Raw genomic sequence first — 16,258 nt, forward strand, 5'->3', positions numbered from 1 at the left:
CGATGTCCGAACCCGACGCAGACGGTGACGAGGTCCCGGTCACGTCCGACCCCCCCGACAGTCCCGTCTACACCACCGGAACCGACCACATCACCATCTGGGGGAGTAACGCGGCGGACACCATCGCGTTCTACCGCGATCTGCTCGGAATGCCCCTCGTCTTGCGCCAGCCAAATCTGGACGATCCCTCCCAGACGCATCTGTTCTTCGACACCGGCGACGGCCGCATCCTCACCGTCTTCGTCAGCGACGATCGACCGTCGGCACGCGGCCAGCGCGGCGGCGTCGGCGCGGTCCACCACCTCTGTTTCAGCGTCGATCCCGAGGAGTACGAGGACGTGATGGCGGCACTCGAGGAGGCGGGACACCAGTACAACGTCTTCGATCGAGGGATCTTCCACTCGATCTACACCCAGGACAACAACGGACTGGTGATCGAACTCTCGGCGGACAAGTACGAGATCCCCGACGACCGCCGTGGTGAGGTGCTGGCGAAAGCCCAGCAACTCCGTGAGGCGGACGGTGCGGAGTACGCCAAGGACGAACACCTCCGGAACGCCATCGACGAACTCGGCCTCGAAGTCGTCGAACACGACCTGCCCGATGCGAGTGCGGGTGTCGGGGGCGTCGAATGAGCCGGCGGGGTCGGAGGGAGGGTCCCGGTTCGGGACACCAGGGCGAGGACCCCCACGGCGACCAGCCGCTGGTTTCGGCCGGGACGGAACTCGAGGACGCCGAGGCCGCAGTCGTGCTCGTCCACGGTCGCGGTGCGACGGCTCGGAGCATCATCGGGATGGCCGACGAGATTCATCAGGCTGGCGTCGCCTTCCTCGCACCCCAGGCAGCCGCAAACACCTGGTATCCGAACTCGTTTCTCGAGCCAGTCGAGCACAACGAGCCTGGTCGAACGTCGGGCCTGAAAGCAGTCGAGAACGCTATCGGCGAGGCCGACGATGCCGGCATTCCAGCCGAACGCGTACTCGTGCTTGGCTTCTCTCAGGGGGCCTGTCTCGCAAGCGAGTTCGTCGCGCGTAACCCACGACGGTACGGCGGCCTCGCCGCGCTGAGCGGTGGGCTCATCGGCGACGAACTCGAAGACACCGAGGCATACGCGAGGGAAGGCAGTCTCGAGGGAACCCCTGCTTTCCTCGGCTGTAGCGACAGCGACCCTCACATCCCCGTTGAACGGGTTCACGAGACTGCCGACGTGATCGAGAAGTTGGACGCCGACGTGACGACGCGCATCTACGAGGGGATGGGACACGGCGTGAACCGGGACGAGCTGGCCGCCGTCTCGGAGCTGGTCGCCAGTCTGCTCGAGGACGAGTAACCGGCCAATCCGGTTCGACAGCCGTGACAGCTACGACAGCAACCGCTCGTGGAAGGAGGGGACGAGGTCGAACGCCGCGGCGGCGAGCACCAGACCGAGACCGAGAACGGTTCCGGCCGAGACGTACCCGAGGGTCGACGAGGCGGTAGCAAGCGCCTGGGTACCGGCCCAGACGAATACGAGTCCCAGACCGAGAAGAACGATCGTGGCGAACACGTCGAGCAGTGCGTCTTTGATCCCTTCTCGAACCGCCAGGTAAATATCGTCCTGGCCGAGTTCGGTTGTCCCGTCGCCTGTATTCGACTCCATACGATCGACCAACACGCATCAATTTAAAAACACGTCGTTCGGCAACAGTCGACGTTGCTCGAACCCACCTACACCAGCGGCTCGACCAGTTGCTCGCCCGCCTCGAGCAGCTCTTCGACTCGCTTTTCGTCCGTCGCCTCTGCATAGACCCGCAAGACGGGTTCGGTGCCGCTCGGGCGGACGAGCAGCCACGAGCCGTCGGAAAGCAGGAGTTTGAACCCGTCGTCGGTGTTGACGGTTTCGACCTCCGTTCCGGCGACGGCGTCGGGAATCCCGTCGTCCAGATCGTCGATCACGCGCGCCTTCTCGTGATCGGGGCAGGCGACGCTTACCTTGTCCTGGACGACCGTGCCGTGGTCCTCGAGCAGGCGATCGACGCGCTCGTCGAGGGGTTCTTCGGCGTGCATCGCGGCCGCAAGCAGGGCCATCAGGACGCCGTCTTTCTCGCGGACGTGGCCGCGGATCGTGAACCCGCCCGACTCTTCGCCGCCGACCAGGGCGTCGCCGTCGGCCATCGCCTCGGCGACCCACTTGAAGCCGACCGGCACCTCCCGGACCGACTCGCCGTGGGCCTCGGCGATCCGGTCGATCAGGTACGTCGTCGAGACGGTCCGGATCGCGGGTCCGTCGGCGTCCTCGAGCAGGTAGTCGTACAGCGCGGCGAAAAAGCGGTTTTCGTCGAGGTAGCCTCGCTCTGGCGTGACGACGGCGATGCGATCGGCGTCGCCGTCGTTGGCGATCCCCAGGTCCGCGTCGCCGTCTGTCACGCGGTCGATCAGCTCCTCGAGGTTCGCCGGCGCTGGCTCGGGCGCGCCGCCGCCGAACTCGGGGTCGCGATCACAGCGCAGACGCTCGACCGCGAGACCGGCCCGCTCGAGGACGGCGTCGGTCGTCCCGCGGCCGCTGCCGTGCATGGCGTCGTAGGCGACGGTGAGTTCGTCGTCGGCGATCTCGTCGCTGCCTGTAACGGATGCGACACGCTCGAGGACAGCGTCGGCGTGTGGCGTCGCGAGGTCGACCTCGCGGACAGTGCCGTGTTCGTCTTCCGGGAGCGGGTCGGGTTCGGCGAGCCGATCGGCGATGGCGTCGGTCACCTCGGGCAGCGCCGGCGCGCCGTCCCCGGGAATGAACTTCACGCCGTTGTACTCCGGCGGGTTGTGCGAGGCCGTGATCGCGAGCCCGCCCGCGAGGTCGCGTTCGACGATCGCGTGCGCGATAAGCGGCGTCGGCCGGTCGCGGTCGGGAACCAGGACGTCGAACCCGTTCGCACACAGCACGCGGGCGAGTTCCTCTGCGAAGCCGCGAGAGGTCTCTCTGGCGTCGTAGCCGATGACGACGTCCTCCTCGAGTCCCTCGTCGGCGAGGTACGTCGCCACCGCCTGCCCCACCATCCGAACCCGTGGGGTTGTAAACTCCTCCAAGGTCGCCCGCCAGCCGTCGGTACCGAAACTAATCGTCTCCATACGCATTCGCTTCACGTCAGTGGGCAAAAATGCGACGCCGTACGTTCTTATACGGAAGGCTGTACCGATGTACCGGTGCGACCACAGGAGGGCTCGCGGGCGCGCCGGAACTGGCTGACAGCAAACCGTATTAGTCGTCGGCCTTGCGAAGCGACCAGACCTGAATCGAGTAACCGTCCGAGAGCGGTTCATCGGTGAAACCGACAGTTACCGAAGCAGGCTCAACGGGGGAGTGGCGTGCTCGAGAACGGCGTCGGCGTGTGGGTGTGGGATCGCGAGGTGGTCCTCTTCGGCGGACACGAGCGATCCGTCTCGTCTAGACCGTCCTCGGCCATCGGGACGGGGACTCGAGTTAGCGGGAACGTCCCGGTGAGACGGTGGCGACGGCGGTATCCGGGCCAGTTCGACGCTCCCGGCTGACTCGAGCCCAGACGACGGAGCTTTCAGAATCGAAGTGGTACGTTCGACCATGACGAAGACGCCGACGGTGGTTGCCGTCTCCGGGAGCCTCCGTGCCGAGAGCTACACTCGAACCGCCCTCCAGTACGTCCTCGGGGCCGCAGCCGAGGCAGGTGCAGAAACGACGCTGCTCGACCTGCGCGAGTACGACCTCCCCGTCTACGATCCCGACGTCGACGAGCAGGGCGATGGCCGCGAGGTAAAGCGGCTGGTCCGCGAGGCCGACGCCCTCGCGCTCGGCACGCCGGTCTACCACAGCTCTTACTCGGGCGCACTGAAGAACGTCCACGACTACTGTGGGTGGGACGAGTACGAGGACACCACCGTCGGACTGCTCGCAACCGCCGGCGGCGACAGCTACGGCTCGACGCTCGAACACCTCCGTATGACGGTTCGGGGCGTCCACGGCTGGGTGCTCCCCCACCAAGTCGGAATCCGCAACGCCTCAAGTCGCTTCGTCGACGAGTCGGACGCGATCGACGGCCGGGCGTTCGAGGAGGACGATCTGCAGGAACGCGTCGAGAAGCTTGGTCAGATGCTCGTGGAGTATGCGTTCATCGAACCCGACGTGAGCACGCCTCGAGCGGAAGCCGACGACTGAGTCGACGAGCGATACGAAGTATGGCAATGTTTTGTCAGAAAGGCTGGGTTTTCTCCCATGGAGATTCGACCGCTCGAGTCGGACGACGTCGAAACGCTGGTCGACGACCGCTGGTTCCCGCTCGCTCGCGAGATGGGCGACTTCGACGAGTTCAATCGGGTTGCAGACGACGTTCGCGAGGACGCCATCGGCTACCACGAACGGGCGCTGACTGATACGGATTACTGTAACGATTTACCGGCGCAACCGCCGCCCGGGTCGCGGTTGTGCCGAAAATGACTGACAGTAAACCGTATGACGAGGAGCGAATTATTCTCGTGGCCGTCGAGGACGGGGAGTTCGCCGGGTTCGTCTACGCGAAACGGGAGCAGACGGTGCCCACGTTCCAGCGGAGCTACGACCTCCACGTCATCGAAGTCTACGTGCGCGAGGCGTCGCGCCAGCAGGGGGTCGCGTCCGAACTGCTAGCTGCGGTCGAATCCCGGGAGAAAGCACGGGAGTGTGAGTGGGCGTCGGTCGTGGTCCACGTCGACAACCACACAGCACAGTCGCTGTACGAGGACCACGGGTTCGACGTGAAACGAAAATTCTTCGCAAAACGGCTCGAGTAGTCGTTCTGGCTAGTCACTTGTCTCGAGTCCGACCAGCCGTTCTTTCTCCCGGCGACTCAGCTGTTTGATCTCGTACTCGCGGGACATCGCCGCCGAGCGACTCTCGTAGCGTTCGTGGTAGACGAGTTCGACCGGCGTTCGGCCGCGAGTGTACTTCGCGCCGTCGCCGTCGTCGTGTTCGGCGACGCGTCGCTCGAGGTCGGTCGTGTAGCCGGTGTAGAGGGAACCGTCGGCACACTCGAGGACGTAGACAGCGTGGTCATCGGCCATCGAGGGGTCGTTACAGGAGGGTGGGCAAAAGCGTCTCGGTGAGAGGGACACGTGGTCGTCCGAGGTCGATTCGTTTGCGGGTTATATGCCGCGAGCACGCTCTCTCGCGACTTCCGCGATCCCCGCATTGGCCGAGCAACTGATACACGCGTGGATCTCGCCGTGTTCGTCGGCGAACACGCGCGCGAAGCGCTCGGAAACGTGCGCGTCGCAGTGGTCACACTTGGGCATTGGGCACACCGGCCGGAGCCGGTACTCTCTGGTATTCGCCGTGTGCTTAAAAACGCTTTCCCAAACAGAGTTTTGATTTTGGGTGTAGGACTAAATCTTTGTTTTCCATTAATCTATTCTCGTCGGCCGCGTCGACTGGACGGATTACCACGTTGCAGTCGTGAAACCGCGCGAGCATCCACTGTTGGCGCGCGCGAGCCGGAATCGGGGCCAAAACGGTGTGAGGTATCCGCTCCTTGACTCATCCGACATATACTTTCCGGTAGGTTCGGCAGCCGAAACCGACGGGTCAACCGCTCCAACCCCAGTATCGGAGTCAATAACCACAATTTTTATATAATGGTGGAAGGAATCGGTGAATCGTATGGCAGATCTTATCGTCAAAGCCGCCGTTAAGGAAGCGCTCGATGACAAGAACGTCGCTTCGGACTTCTACGAAGCACTCGACGAAGAGGTTGACGAACTGCTCGAGGACGCCGCTCGACGCGCCGAGGCCAACGACCGGAAGACGGTCCAGCCTCGCGACCTGTAAGGACCGGTTCGAGAGATTTTTTATTGCGCCTACGGTCGGTAGCCGCGGCTATCGACTGATGGCAAAACAGAGCACTCGCTAGTGACTGCGCTGTTCTATGTACTGCTTTGTCCGACCGAGCACGACGTACTCCGTCTCACGGAGTTCGTCGATCGAGGCCGATCCGGTGACGAACATCGCGGTCCGCAACTCGAGTTCGAGTGTCTCGATCAAATCGACGACTGCATCAGTGCCCTGGCCGGCCGGTCCGAGGAACGGCTTGGCGAGTCCACCCGCCTGTGCTCCGAGGGCGATCGCCTTTGCGACGTCGAGTCCAGATCGGACGCCGCCGCTGGCGACGACGGTGTCGTGGACCTGCGCGGCCTCGTAGGCGCTGACCGCCGTCGGAACGCCCCAGGCACGGAACAGTCGTCCGACCTCCTCCTGTCGATCGGCACCAACCGCGGCGGCGCGATGGGACTCGATGCCCGACCAAGTCGTTCCACCCTGCCCGGCGACGTCGATGGCGTCGACGCCAGCGTCTGCGAGCCGCTGGGCTGTCTCCCCGGCGATACCGTTGCCGGTCTCCTTGACGATCACCGGGACAGAAAGCCCGTCCGCAACGCGTTCGATCGCCTCGAGGCAACCGCGAGCGTCGACGTCACCCTCGGGCTGAATCGCCTCCTGGAGGAAGTTGAGATGGACGGCGATGGCGTCGGCCTCGATCATCTCGACGGCTTCCTCGACATCTGCGACGTCGTACTCGAGCAGTTGGGCTGCACCGACGTTACCATAGAGGAAGGCATCGGGTGCCACGTCGCGGACGACGGCGTAGGACTCGATTAGCTCCTCGTCGTCTAACTCGAGGCCGGCCCGCTGGCTCCCGACGCCCATCGCGACGTTGGTTTTCTGGGCCGCCTCGGCGAGTGCCCGGTTGATCTTCGTCGTGTTCGGGTGGCCGCCCGTCATGCTCTCGATGACGATCGGGGCCGCGAGTTCGTGCCCGAACAGCGTCGTCGTCGTGTCGATCTCGTCTCGATGGACCTCCGGGAGCGCCTCGTGAACGAGGTCGATGTCGGCGAAGCCGGCCCCTGAGGTCTCGACGTCTTCTTCCTCGATGATACGGATATGGTCGTCTTTCCTGTCGGATGTCTCGGGCATCGAATCGTCTCCAATGGAGAATGGGACGAGAGCATTGAAAAGGTGTCCATCGATTCCAGTCAAAGCTATTCGGCTGTTGACAGCAGCACTGATACGGATTGCTGTAACTATTTCCCACCGATCGCCAGAACGGGGCCGGCGATCGGCGGTAATTGAATACAGCAAACCGTATGACGAGGACGCCACGAGAGTCTCGGCGTCCAATCGAGACACTCACTACAGATTCACTCGGCGCTCGAGACGATCCAATCCTCGACGGTCGAGTGCCAACTCGCGGTCGTAGACGAGAGCAGCGAGGACCGCGAAATCGCGAGAGCAGCGTCCAGCCGCCGACGATCGGGTCAGTACTCCCGAACCGCGAGACCTTCCCCGTCCGCGTCGCCGGTACCCTCCTCGAGGCCGACGTAGGTCGCGTCCGCCAGGTCGACGAAGAGTCCGTGCTCGACGACGCCCGGAACGCTCGAGAGCGTCGCGGCCAGTTCCTCGGGATCGGCGATCGCTCCGAACTCACAGTCCAGTACCAGGTTGCCGTTGTCCGTCACGACCGGACCGTCCTTTCGCTTGGCCTCTCTGAGCGTCGGTTCGCCGCCCAGTTCGTGAACCCGAGCCGTGACGACGGTGTAGGCGTCCGGCAACACCTCGAGTGGTACCGACCGCTCGAGTCGGTCCGTGAGCTTCGAGGGGTCAGCGACGACGACGAACCGGTCGGCCGCCGCGTCGACGAGTTTCTCGCGAGCGTGCGCTGCGCCGCCGCCCTTGATCAGTGTGCCGTGGGCCGACGATCCGGGATCGTCGACGATCTGGTCAGCGCCGTCGATCGCGAGATCGACCGTCTCGACGGCCTCGAGCGTCGTCAGTTGGATGCCGACTTCGAGTGCGAGCTGTCGGGACTGGAAGGAAGTGGGAATGCCCTGCACCTCGAGGCCGTCGGCGACTGCCTCGCCGATCGCTTCGATGGCGGAGGCGGTCGTCGAGCCGGTTCCGAGACCGACGACGAAGCCGTCCTCGACTTCTTCGGCGGCGCGTTCGCCGGCACGCCGTTTCGCTGCCGGGGTGCCACCCTCAGTCTTCATGATTCGTGAGGAGTGTGCCGAACGGAAAATGGTTGCCGGTTATCGTCAGAATCCGTCGGCGTCGCCGAACGAGTAACGCTGACACCCCCCGTAATATAACAGGTGAGTGCGAACGAACCGGTATGTCGCCCTCCACTCGCCGAACCGTTCTCGTCTCGTGTGCCACCGGTTCGCTCGTAACGGGCGGATGTATGGCGTCGAGAAGCGAACGCCAGGACACGATAACGCTGTGTGACGTGAGCGTCCACAACCGGCAGGAGGAACCGATCGAAGCCGAAATTCGCGTTCTCGAGGGCGAGACGATCGTGGCCGAAACGGCCGGTGAGATCGAGCCTGCCACCGAAGACGTCGTCGACGGAACCGAAACCGCAGTGTTCGACGGGTTGACTGTCCCAGACGAAGACGTACCGAGCGAGCCGGGAGCGTACCACGTCCAGATGCGAATCGCTGGGAAAGAGTGGCGAGAGCTTCGTGCCAGAGACATCGCCCCGAAAACCGAGGCGGACCACGTTACGATCGACGGGAAGATAGAACGACAGCAGCGAGAGGAAACCAAACGAGAGCGTCGCCTGACACTCGGGACGGTGCTGCACTCGGACGGGTGTCAAAGCGTGTGAACAGTCACCGACGGATCGACGGGCCAACGCCGAACGCAGCCAGCGCACTCACTCCCGCGACCAACGATCCAAACAGGAGTCGGACGTGGCCGAGCCACGGGAGTCGGACGGAGGCTTTACCGACGATCCAGTCGGATGCAACGACGTTCGTATCGGCATACTGGTACTCGACTGCCTGATCGTAGGCACCGTTGGCGTCGCCTTTCGTCACGAACCCGTCGTGGGGCGCGGGACAGGACGGTAGGTCCTCGCAGTCGTGTCCGGCAAGGTATTCCTCGTTCGCCGACGTCTCGACCCAGTTCTCGCCGTCCTCGACCCAGTAGTGAGCGCGGTGGATGACCGGCGTCTTCGCCGGATCGCCGTCGGGCGCGAAGACGATCACGTCGCCGGGTTCGCCGAACGTCTCGTGGCCGTCGTTTGCGCCTGTCGAGGCCGGGACGACGCCGGTGTCTGCGACCGCGAGGTCTGGCGCGAATCGCTCTTCGTCGACGACGAAGACGAGATCGCCGACCTCGGCGTTTGGCTCCATGCTTCCACTCTCGATCGCAACGAACGGCGGCCAGATGCCACTGATCCCGAACAGCAGGGCAGCGACGACCGCGACAACCGCGACAACGGTGACGACATCTCGAGCGAGGACAGAAAGCGAATCCGTCCCCGTCGAACTGGGAGGGTCGTCGGTGCGGGGATCAGTCATCGACGTCACGTACGACGGGGCCACCAGTCAACGTTCCGGCTCGACGTTCGGCCGTACCTTTTTTGCTGGCTCCGTGGTCCGACGACTATGGAGACGGGGACGGCAGTGCGCCTCGAGGATGTCCGCAAGACCTACGAACTCGGCGAGCCGGTGCACGCGCTCGACGGCGTCTCGCTGTCGGTGCCACGGAGTTCGTACACGGCGATCATGGGGCCGAGCGGTTCCGGGAAGTCGACGTTGATGAATCTCGTCGGCTGTCTGGACACGCCAACTGACGGAACGGTCGTCGTCGACGGTACCGACGTGACGACCCTCTCCGATCGCGAGCGGACCAGTCTCCGGGGAACCGAGGTAGGATTCGTCTTCCAGACGTTCAACCTGATGCCGCGGCTGACGGCCCTCGAGAACGTCGCACTCCCGCAGTTGTTCCAGGGGATCGATAGGTCGGCGCGTCGCGAACGAGCGCGCGACCTGCTTGCCCGCGTCGGGCTCGCAGACCGCGAGGACCACCTCCCCAGCGAGCTCTCGGGCGGCCAGCGCCAGCGAGTCGCGCTGGCTCGAGCACTGGTGAACGACCCGGCGCTCGTGCTGGCGGACGAACCCTCGGGAAACCTCGATACCGAGACCGAAGCCGACGTCCTCGACCTCTTCGCGGAGTTTCACGAGGCCGGAACGACGATGCTCGTCGTCACCCACGAACGTCACGTCGCCGAACGCGCCGAGCGGATCGTCCACCTCCTCGACGGAACGATCGAACGAATCGAGGACCTCGAGGGGGCTGGCGCGGACGCGACGCCAGGACCGTTGGGCGAGTCCGATCGAAAAGTGGAGGACGACAGCTAATGGACCCACTCGAGCACCTTCGGCTGGCGTGGCGCTCCATTCGGGGGCACAAACTCCGGTCGACGCTGACGACGCTGGGTGTCGTGATCGGAATCGCCGCCGTCATCGTCTTCGTCACCCTGGGTGCGAGTCTGCAGGCCGGCATCGTCGGCGACATCAGTCCGGACGACCAGCGCAACCTCTACGGCTGGGCTGCCGACCCCGACACCGAGGGCGGCCCGCTCGCGGGCGCACAACCCGTCGTCAGCGACGCCGACCTCGAGACAGTCGAGGACCTCGAGGCAGTCGAGGCCGCCTACGGCTACGCGACGATCCAGAGCCAGGGACTCTCCGACAGCGAAGAGGAAGTCGCCCAGGGCGACGGGGTGATCGCGTCCGGCCCCTCCTACGTTCGCGAGGGGAGTCTCGCGGAGGGCAGACAGTTCGAGATGGGCGAACGCGAGGCCGTGATCAATCCGGCCGCAGCAGGACAGTTCGAAGAGAACGTCACCGTCGGCGACGAACTCGAGATCACGTTCCTCGGCGGTCTGAGAGCGACCGTCGAGGTGGTGGGGATCACGGACACCTCCGAGGGGTTGAGTCCGTTCGAGGGATTCGAGTCTTCACCGCGTGTCTACGTTCCGACCGATCCCTATTACGCCGAGCAAGCCGGTGGACTCGACCTGGGAATCGGTGCTGGTGATGGAGACGACGTGGGCATCGGCAGTGACGACGGCGACGGCGAGACGCGCTTTCTCGCCGTCGTCGTCGAGGCCCAGTCTGCCGCCCAGGCGGACGTCGACGCCGCTCGTGACGCCACGGCCGCCTACCTCGAGAGCGACGAGTCGGACGCGAGCGAGTTTCTGGACGACGATCTCGCCGTCACCTTCCAGACGAGCACGGAGTTGCTCCAACAGCTACAGGACGTGCTCGACCTGCTCCAGAACTTCATCGTCGGTATCGCGGCCATCTCGCTGGTCGTCGGCTCGATCGGCATCGCGAACATCATGCTGGTCTCGGTCACCGAGCGGACTCGCGAGATCGGGATTATGAAAGCCGTCGGCGCGCAGAATCGTGACGTTCTTGGGCTCTTTCTCACGGAGGCGATCGTTCTCGGTGTGGTTGGCGCGATTCTCGGGACGGCACTAGGACTCGCCGCGGGCTATCTCGGCGCGTGGTACATCGACCTCCCGCTGGTCTACCCCTACGAGTACGTCGCGCTTGCGATCGCCGTGGGCATCCTCGTGGGCGTCGCCTCAGGACTGTACCCCGCCTGGCGCGCGGCGCGAACGGACCCGATCGACGCGCTCAGACACGAATGAGCGACACACCACTTCGATTCGGTGTCATCGGTACTCGTCGCTATCGACCTCCTCGTGCCACGGGTCACCGTCTCCGTGTCCTCGGTCGGTCCCGTCTCGAGTCTCGGCTCGACCGGTCGCGACCGGTGCGGTCGGAGACCGAGTCGCCTGCGTACGCCCAGTCCGTCCCGTCCCGATCGCGGACCAGTTCTGGTCGCCGATGCCGCGGAGCCGACGGGTCGTGGTCGGACGACAGCCGATCACCGGTACCGATCCTGCGGCGCGTGTGCCGTTGCTTCTGTGGATATTCGCGTGCGAGAGACACCCCGAGGTAACCGCCCAGCATCGAGAGTCCGATGGTGTAGAACGCGACGCCTGATCCGATCACGAACAGGACGACGGCGACGAACGTGACCCCCTCGAGAAAGCCGGCGACTGCGCCGACGACGATGGTCGAGAACGGCACAAACGAGAGGACGATGCCGACGACGGAACCGACGATCGCGTAGCCGATGGGACGGCTGGTCGGCATACTGGATCGACGCCTGCAGAGAAAAAAGCGCCCGTGATCGTCGGCGGGCAAAACCGGAACCGCGACGCGCTAGTCGACAGTCCGTGACTCGGATTCTGCTGTAGTCGATTCGGGTCCGGAATCGCCGTCCGGACCGGCGGTGCTATCTGCGTCTGAGTCACCCTCTACCGTGAGCGTGTCGTCGGGGTCTACGTCGGCGAGTTCTGCGAATCCGGCGTCTCCGTTGACTTCGTCGGCGAGGAGGTCGACGGCCTCGACGAAGACAGCCACGATCAGCGGTCCGACGACGATCCCGATTGCCCCCAGCGTGAAGAGACCGCCCGTAAACCCGACGAAGTAGAGGCTCCCAGGCAGCCCCGCGGAGTGGCGAGCGAGACGGGGTCGGACGCCGACGTCGGGGAACCAGGCGACGAGCGTGATTCCGAGAACGCCGATCAGGATCGCGGCGATCATCTCACCCGCCACAACGTGATAGAGCGCGATAGGAGCGATCAGCAAGCTTGGACCGATAATCGGGACGAACTGCAGAATGGCGGCAAAGAGCGCGAGCGTGAACGCCATCTCGTACCCCAGCGTCCAGAACAGCGGGTAGCCAATGATGAACGTTGCGCCGGAGGTCGCAAGTTGCAGGACGTATATCGCGTACAGCGTCTCACGGGCGCGACGAGCCAGGGCGTAAACGTCGTCCCTGTACTCGAGTGGAACTGGTGCGATCGCAGCCCTCCCTGCAGCGTCGCCTCTCAGCAGGATCGCGAACAACAGAATAACGAACAACGCAAACTTGATCGCGAGCACCGGCAACGACGAGGCAATCGCAACTGCAAACTCCCGGAGATACGAGACCGCAAGCGCCTGGATCTCGACTGCATCGACGACGTAGGTCTCCTCGAGCACTGTCACCGGAACCTCCTGTGGGAGGCTCTCGATGACCGTGATCACGTCTTCGACCCGGAAATAGAGTGTGACGAAAATCGGCGAGAAGACCGCGATCACGCCACCGAACCCGACGAGAGTCGCAGTCACGGCCGCCACCCACTCAGAGAGGCCGCGCCTGGTCAGCCAGTCTTTGACCGGTAACAGGACGTACGCGACCGTCAGGGCAAACAGAATCGTTCCGAGAACCTCGAGCAGGATCGCACCGGTGAGGACACCGAGTGCGGTGACGACACCTGCCAGAACGTACCGGCGAGTACCCGTCTCAGTCACGCCGGATTCCTCGGAGCCCGGCCTCGAATCCCGGGGCCCGCCGTTCGTGCTCGTTACCACACAGACGAATCTCAGCGGAAGAATAAAGTCCTTCGGTCGCACGGGTACTGGAGGTGATCGCCGACCGAAGGAAACTGGTGCTGACAGCACGCAACTCATAGAAATAGTATTATTTCGTATTAGTGCTTTAGTCTGATGTTTTCTGAAAGCGACTCCGGTGAATCCAGATTCGGCCGCGTACAGCTACCGAGTCCCGCCTGGACACTCGAACTATTTACTATCGTCTTAACGCACGTTAAGTCACCTATAGCACCATTTAGAGAGTTCTTTCGATCGATGCGGTACAGTTCGAGCAGGGCTTTTGCTAGCGTTTGAACCTCCGAACTGGTCGTAGCGGAGGCGGGTCGAGAACTCCCTTCAGTATATAGATTATCTTTAATAATTGCCGAAGTGTAGTTTTATGTAAGAGTCGAGAGCTGCAAGACAGGCGAGTCGACCCAGTGGCTCTTTCCGAGTACAGCTCGGACGGACGACGCCGACAGGCTCTCGCCCGGATAGTCGAATCGGGTTGCCGTTTCCGACAGAGACGGAACAGAGAGACGGGATGTCGGCGGCATCCCGCAGACATTACACGTGTACTCGTGTAATCACTCTCGGAAAGCCAGGGCAAGAGAGCACGTGTCAGAAGTAGCTTTTCGGTTCTACCGGAAGTTATTCCATGGTCGGACACGCCCAGAAAACCGCCCTGGTTACGGGCGAGAGGGTACCGGAAGAGACGAGCGAAACGTACGAACGAGAGCAGAGGTCGGCATTCGGACGACTTCTTTCACTGCAGACGTCCGCTCTTCGGGTGTAAGCAGTCGTCTCGAGAACAGCTATGGTCCGGATAGTCGTCCGGCTGTACCGGAAAATCGAACCGGCAACGTATGCGAGTAGCGGAACCACTGCAAGCGATCGCCTGTGTCGTGATCGACGTGTCGCCCGACTCAGTCGGATTACTGGAGTGAAGTACCGCTGCAAGCGCCTCGGGGCACGGCTGCACCGGCAGGACGGCAGTAAACCGTATCAGACGGATGCTGTGCCGATTGACCGGCGCGACCGCAGGAGGGCTCGTGGTCCCGCCGGAACTGACTGACACAAACCGTATCAGTGGCGACTGGAGTTCGAACTTAACGGTGCGAACGCCTCGATCGTCGATACGGCAATCTCGTCGGCGGCCTGTTCGGGGATCGTGAGCAACGGTCGATCGACGACAGACTCCGAAACGAGCGCTCGGAGTTTCTCGCGTGCGCACCCCGGAGTGCCTGCGACGCCGAGTTCGTCGACCATTTCGTCAGTGACGAGCCCCGTGGCCCCGTCCCGATCGCCGGCCTGCCAGGCCTCGGCAACCGCTTCGACTCGATCGGAAAACACCGTCGCGATCGCGTTCCGGTACCCCGCGGCGCTACCGGCGTAGTAAGCGACGTGGCCCCGAACTGCATCGTACGCCTCCTCGGGGTCCTCGCTCACCGCGACTGGAACGTAGGGAGCGACCGTGATCTCCGCAGGGTCGCGATTGCGCTCTCGAGCGGCGTCGGCAACGACCTCGAACGCGTCGTCGAGCGTGGTAAACGGAATATTGTGCGGAATCCAGCCGTCGCAGAGTCGGCCCACGACGCGGCGGTTTGCTGGCCCCAGCGCCGCCTGATAGATCGGGACTGTCTCATCCAGCGGCGGGACGTCGGTAACCGAGATCAGTTCGCCCTCGTAGGAGACGGGATCGTCGTCGCCGAGGATACGGCTGACGACCGCGATCGTCTCGTGAGAACGCCGGATCGGACGCTCGAAGCCCATTCCGTGGACGTTCTCGATGGCCGTCGGCGTACTCGTCCCCAGACCGAGGGAGACGCGGCCGTCGGCGACGCGATCGAGCGTTGCAGCCGTCATCGCGAGGACGCCGGGGCTGCGCGAGAAGACGTTGACGATCGCAGTGCCGAGTTCGATCGACTCGGTCCGCGTCGCGATCTCGGTGAGTTTCACCACCGAACTCGTTCCCCAGAGTTCACCCATCCAGACGGAGTCGTAGCCGAGTTCCTCCGCGTCGACCGCGAGGTCCGTCGGATCGTGCGAGGCGATGCGTGGAACGACCAGGCCGAGGTGCATACGAACCGGTGTGACGTGCGACGACAAACCAGTATCGCTGCCGGCAGCGTCCGTCCGCTAGCGCCCGACGAACTCGGGTTCGTCGTCGCCGAAGAACGCCTCGAGTCCCCGTTCGTAATCTTCCGTCCGGGCGGCGTCCGCGAGGGCATCGGCTTCGGCTGCGAGGTGGCTCTCGAGTCCGTGTGCGTAGCTGTCGGTCAACAGCCGCGTCAGTGCGCCGAGCGCCTGCGTCGGGCCGTCGGCCAGTTCCGTCGCGACCTCCTCGAGGCGCTCGTCGAACTCGCCAGCGGGCGCGACCTCGGTGGCCAGTCCGAGCGCGACGGCCTCCTCGGGGCCGATCGGCTCGTCCCGGAGGACGATCTCTTTCGCGGTCCGGAGCCCGACCAGTCGCGGGAGGAAGAACGTCGAGCCACCGTCGCCGGTGAGCCCGATACTCGGGTAAGCGAACTGGAGCGTCGCGTCCTCGCCGAGGACGAGCAGGTCCGGGATCAGCGCGAAGCTGAAGCCGATCCCGGCCGCGGTTCCGTTCACGCCGCCGACGACCGGCGTCTCGGTCCGGTGGAAGTGAACGATCGCCTCGTGGGCGCGGCTTGCCAGTTCGCGGAGCCGCGGCGCGTCGGCGGCGTCGCCCTCGAGTTGCGAGAGGTCGGCACCGGAGCCGAAAAAGGGTCCCTCGTGGGTGAGGACGATACACCGTACCTCGGGGTCGTCGCCGAGCGTCGAGGCGACCGAGGCGAGTTCGTTCGCCATCTCGAGGGTGAGCGCGTTCCGGCCCGCACTGCTCTCGAGCGTTACCGTCGCGACGCCGTCGTCACGGTCGACGGACAGGTTTTCGTAGGTCGACATACAGGTCGTCGGTTCGTCACGACGAACGTAACCCTTGTCCATCGACGCCACGAGTAGTGGAGAGACGTTCCCCGAA

20 protein-coding genes are annotated in these 16,258 nt (G+C 64.0%); 9 read left to right on the forward strand and 11 right to left on the reverse strand.

Features of this window, described 5'->3' with window-relative positions; translation table 11 throughout:
• The first annotated feature begins 2 nt into the window (after positions 1–2).
• Both NATGR_RS07605 and NATGR_RS07610 read left to right on the forward strand, forming a co-directional pair.
• Positions 3–635, forward strand: a complete 633-nt coding sequence (locus NATGR_RS07605; RefSeq protein WP_005578709.1) for a VOC family protein — start codon at positions 3–5, stop codon at positions 633–635.
• Positions 632–1,330 carry an alpha/beta hydrolase gene (locus tag NATGR_RS07610; RefSeq protein WP_005578708.1) on the forward strand — a complete coding sequence of 233 codons (699 nt, stop codon included), beginning with the start codon at positions 632–634 and terminating at the stop codon, positions 1,328–1,330. Before NATGR_RS07605 ends, NATGR_RS07610 begins: the two co-directional genes overlap by 4 nt.
• 30 nt (positions 1,331–1,360) lie before the next feature.
• Here NATGR_RS07610 and NATGR_RS07615 read toward each other — a convergent pair whose 3' ends face one another.
• A complete protein-coding gene (locus tag NATGR_RS07615; RefSeq protein WP_005578707.1) occupies positions 1,361–1,639 on the reverse strand; it encodes a hypothetical protein in 279 nt (92 codons plus the stop codon).
• 68 nt (positions 1,640–1,707) lie between these two features.
• Positions 1,708–3,102 (reverse strand): phosphoglucomutase/phosphomannomutase family protein, encoded by a 1,395-nt coding sequence (locus tag NATGR_RS07620; RefSeq protein WP_005578706.1) that lies wholly within the window; start codon positions 3,100–3,102, stop codon positions 1,708–1,710.
• A 469-nt stretch (positions 3,103–3,571) separates the two neighbouring features.
• Between NATGR_RS07620 and NATGR_RS07630 the strand changes: the two genes are divergently transcribed.
• The 3 genes from NATGR_RS07630 to NATGR_RS07640 are packed head-to-tail and all read left to right on the forward strand — an operon-like array spanning position 3,572 to position 4,773.
• Entirely contained in the window at positions 3,572–4,162 is a 591-nt protein-coding gene (locus NATGR_RS07630; RefSeq protein ID WP_005578704.1) for an NADPH-dependent FMN reductase, read from the forward strand.
• A gap of 57 nt (positions 4,163–4,219) precedes the next feature.
• Positions 4,220–4,441, forward strand: coding sequence for a hypothetical protein (locus tag NATGR_RS07635; protein ID WP_005578703.1), 222 nt, complete (start codon positions 4,220–4,222; stop codon positions 4,439–4,441).
• Positions 4,438–4,773 carry a GNAT family N-acetyltransferase gene (locus NATGR_RS07640; protein ID WP_005578702.1) on the forward strand — a complete coding sequence of 112 codons (336 nt, stop codon included), beginning with the start codon at positions 4,438–4,440 and terminating at the stop codon, positions 4,771–4,773. Before NATGR_RS07635 ends, NATGR_RS07640 begins: the two co-directional genes overlap by 4 nt.
• Before the next feature lie 9 nt (positions 4,774–4,782).
• Here the strand turns inward: NATGR_RS07640 and NATGR_RS07645 are convergent, their stop codons facing one another.
• Positions 4,783–5,043, reverse strand: coding sequence for a GIY-YIG nuclease family protein (locus tag NATGR_RS07645; protein ID WP_005578701.1), 261 nt, complete (start codon positions 5,041–5,043; stop codon positions 4,783–4,785).
• A gap of 81 nt (positions 5,044–5,124) precedes the next feature.
• Positions 5,125–5,274 (reverse strand): DUF7563 family protein, encoded by a 150-nt coding sequence (locus tag NATGR_RS20730; RefSeq protein WP_015233443.1) that lies wholly within the window; start codon positions 5,272–5,274, stop codon positions 5,125–5,127.
• 364 nt (positions 5,275–5,638) lie between these two features.
• On the opposite strand from NATGR_RS20730, the gene NATGR_RS07650 reads away from it, so the two are divergent.
• Positions 5,639–5,806: a DUF1931 family protein gene (locus NATGR_RS07650; protein ID WP_005578700.1), complete on the forward strand. Its 168-nt coding sequence runs from the start codon at positions 5,639–5,641 to the stop codon at positions 5,804–5,806.
• 78 nt (positions 5,807–5,884) lie between these two features.
• Here NATGR_RS07650 and fni read toward each other — a convergent pair whose 3' ends face one another.
• Positions 5,885–6,946: a type 2 isopentenyl-diphosphate Delta-isomerase gene (fni, locus tag NATGR_RS07655; protein ID WP_005578684.1), complete on the reverse strand. Its 1,062-nt coding sequence runs from the start codon at positions 6,944–6,946 to the stop codon at positions 5,885–5,887.
• Positions 6,947–7,287: 341 nt separating this feature from the next.
• Positions 7,288–8,019, reverse strand: a complete 732-nt coding sequence (gene rpiA / locus NATGR_RS07660) for a ribose-5-phosphate isomerase RpiA (RefSeq protein ID WP_005578682.1) — start codon at positions 8,017–8,019, stop codon at positions 7,288–7,290.
• A 191-nt stretch (positions 8,020–8,210) separates the two neighbouring features.
• Here rpiA and NATGR_RS07665 point away from each other — a divergent pair, with 191 nt between their 5' ends.
• A complete protein-coding gene (locus tag NATGR_RS07665; protein ID WP_231990813.1) occupies positions 8,211–8,636 on the forward strand; it encodes a hypothetical protein in 426 nt (141 codons plus the stop codon).
• A 4-nt stretch (positions 8,637–8,640) separates the two neighbouring features.
• On the opposite strand, the gene NATGR_RS07670 is transcribed toward NATGR_RS07665, so the two are convergent.
• Positions 8,641–9,333, reverse strand: coding sequence for a S26 family signal peptidase (locus NATGR_RS07670; RefSeq protein WP_015233444.1), 693 nt, complete (start codon positions 9,331–9,333; stop codon positions 8,641–8,643).
• A gap of 87 nt (positions 9,334–9,420) precedes the next feature.
• On the opposite strand from NATGR_RS07670, the gene NATGR_RS07675 reads away from it, so the two are divergent.
• Positions 9,421–10,176 carry an ABC transporter ATP-binding protein gene (locus NATGR_RS07675; RefSeq protein WP_005578676.1) on the forward strand — a complete coding sequence of 252 codons (756 nt, stop codon included), beginning with the start codon at positions 9,421–9,423 and terminating at the stop codon, positions 10,174–10,176.
• Entirely contained in the window at positions 10,176–11,477 is a 1,302-nt protein-coding gene (locus NATGR_RS07680; RefSeq protein ID WP_005578675.1) for an ABC transporter permease, read from the forward strand. The genes NATGR_RS07675 and NATGR_RS07680 overlap by 1 nt, the downstream gene beginning before the upstream one ends.
• A 64-nt stretch (positions 11,478–11,541) precedes the next feature.
• Here the strand turns inward: NATGR_RS07680 and NATGR_RS07685 are convergent, their stop codons facing one another.
• From NATGR_RS07685 to NATGR_RS07700, 4 genes are all read right to left on the reverse strand, one after another.
• Positions 11,542–11,988 carry a hypothetical protein gene (locus NATGR_RS07685; RefSeq protein ID WP_005578673.1) on the reverse strand — a complete coding sequence of 149 codons (447 nt, stop codon included), beginning with the start codon at positions 11,986–11,988 and terminating at the stop codon, positions 11,542–11,544.
• A 69-nt stretch (positions 11,989–12,057) separates the two neighbouring features.
• Positions 12,058–13,254 (reverse strand): AI-2E family transporter, encoded by a 1,197-nt coding sequence (locus NATGR_RS07690; RefSeq protein WP_394295392.1) that lies wholly within the window; start codon positions 13,252–13,254, stop codon positions 12,058–12,060.
• 1,086 nt (positions 13,255–14,340) lie between these two features.
• Positions 14,341–15,336, reverse strand: a complete 996-nt coding sequence (locus tag NATGR_RS07695) for an LLM class flavin-dependent oxidoreductase (protein WP_005578668.1) — start codon at positions 15,334–15,336, stop codon at positions 14,341–14,343.
• Positions 15,337–15,393: 57 nt separating this feature from the next.
• Complete coding sequence (locus NATGR_RS07700) at positions 15,394–16,182, reverse strand: enoyl-CoA hydratase/isomerase family protein (protein WP_049887856.1); 789 nt, start codon at positions 16,180–16,182, stop codon at positions 15,394–15,396.
• Positions 16,183–16,258 lie beyond the last annotated feature (76 nt).

It is taken from the genome of Natronobacterium gregoryi SP2 (genome assembly GCF_000230715.2).
In the GTDB taxonomy this organism is placed as follows: Archaea; Halobacteriota; Halobacteria; order Halobacteriales; family Natrialbaceae; genus Natronobacterium; species Natronobacterium gregoryi.

Coding starts and splice junctions, on each gene's coding strand:
- NATGR_RS07640 (WP_005578702.1), top strand. CDS start 4,438: ATGACTGACAGTAAACCGTATGACGAGGAGCGAATTATTCTCGTGGCC.
- NATGR_RS07630 (WP_005578704.1), top strand. CDS start 3,572: ATGACGAAGACGCCGACGGTGGTTGCCGTCTCCGGGAGCCTCCGTGCC.
- NATGR_RS07645 (WP_005578701.1), bottom strand. CDS start 5,043: ATGGCCGATGACCACGCTGTCTACGTCCTCGAGTGTGCCGACGGTTCC.
- NATGR_RS07680 (WP_005578675.1), top strand. CDS start 10,176: ATGGACCCACTCGAGCACCTTCGGCTGGCGTGGCGCTCCATTCGGGGG.
- NATGR_RS07695 (WP_005578668.1), bottom strand. CDS start 15,336: ATGCACCTCGGCCTGGTCGTTCCACGCATCGCCTCGCACGATCCGACG.
- NATGR_RS07685 (WP_005578673.1), bottom strand. CDS start 11,988: ATGCCGACCAGCCGTCCCATCGGCTACGCGATCGTCGGTTCCGTCGTC.
- NATGR_RS07635 (WP_005578703.1), top strand. CDS start 4,220: ATGGAGATTCGACCGCTCGAGTCGGACGACGTCGAAACGCTGGTCGAC.
- NATGR_RS07615 (WP_005578707.1), bottom strand. CDS start 1,639: ATGGAGTCGAATACAGGCGACGGGACAACCGAACTCGGCCAGGACGAT.
- rpiA (WP_005578682.1), bottom strand. CDS start 8,019: ATGAAGACTGAGGGTGGCACCCCGGCAGCGAAACGGCGTGCCGGCGAA.
- NATGR_RS07675 (WP_005578676.1), top strand. CDS start 9,421: ATGGAGACGGGGACGGCAGTGCGCCTCGAGGATGTCCGCAAGACCTAC.
- NATGR_RS20730 (WP_015233443.1), bottom strand. CDS start 5,274: ATGCCCAAGTGTGACCACTGCGACGCGCACGTTTCCGAGCGCTTCGCG.
- NATGR_RS07610 (WP_005578708.1), top strand. CDS start 632: ATGAGCCGGCGGGGTCGGAGGGAGGGTCCCGGTTCGGGACACCAGGGC.
- fni (WP_005578684.1), bottom strand. CDS start 6,946: ATGCCCGAGACATCCGACAGGAAAGACGACCATATCCGTATCATCGAG.
- NATGR_RS07650 (WP_005578700.1), top strand. CDS start 5,639: ATGGCAGATCTTATCGTCAAAGCCGCCGTTAAGGAAGCGCTCGATGAC.
- NATGR_RS07670 (WP_015233444.1), bottom strand. CDS start 9,333: ATGACTGATCCCCGCACCGACGACCCTCCCAGTTCGACGGGGACGGAT.
- NATGR_RS07605 (WP_005578709.1), top strand. CDS start 3: ATGTCCGAACCCGACGCAGACGGTGACGAGGTCCCGGTCACGTCCGAC.
- NATGR_RS07665 (WP_231990813.1), top strand. CDS start 8,211: ATGGCGTCGAGAAGCGAACGCCAGGACACGATAACGCTGTGTGACGTG.
- NATGR_RS07700 (WP_049887856.1), bottom strand. CDS start 16,182: ATGTCGACCTACGAAAACCTGTCCGTCGACCGTGACGACGGCGTCGCG.
- NATGR_RS07620 (WP_005578706.1), bottom strand. CDS start 3,102: ATGGAGACGATTAGTTTCGGTACCGACGGCTGGCGGGCGACCTTGGAG.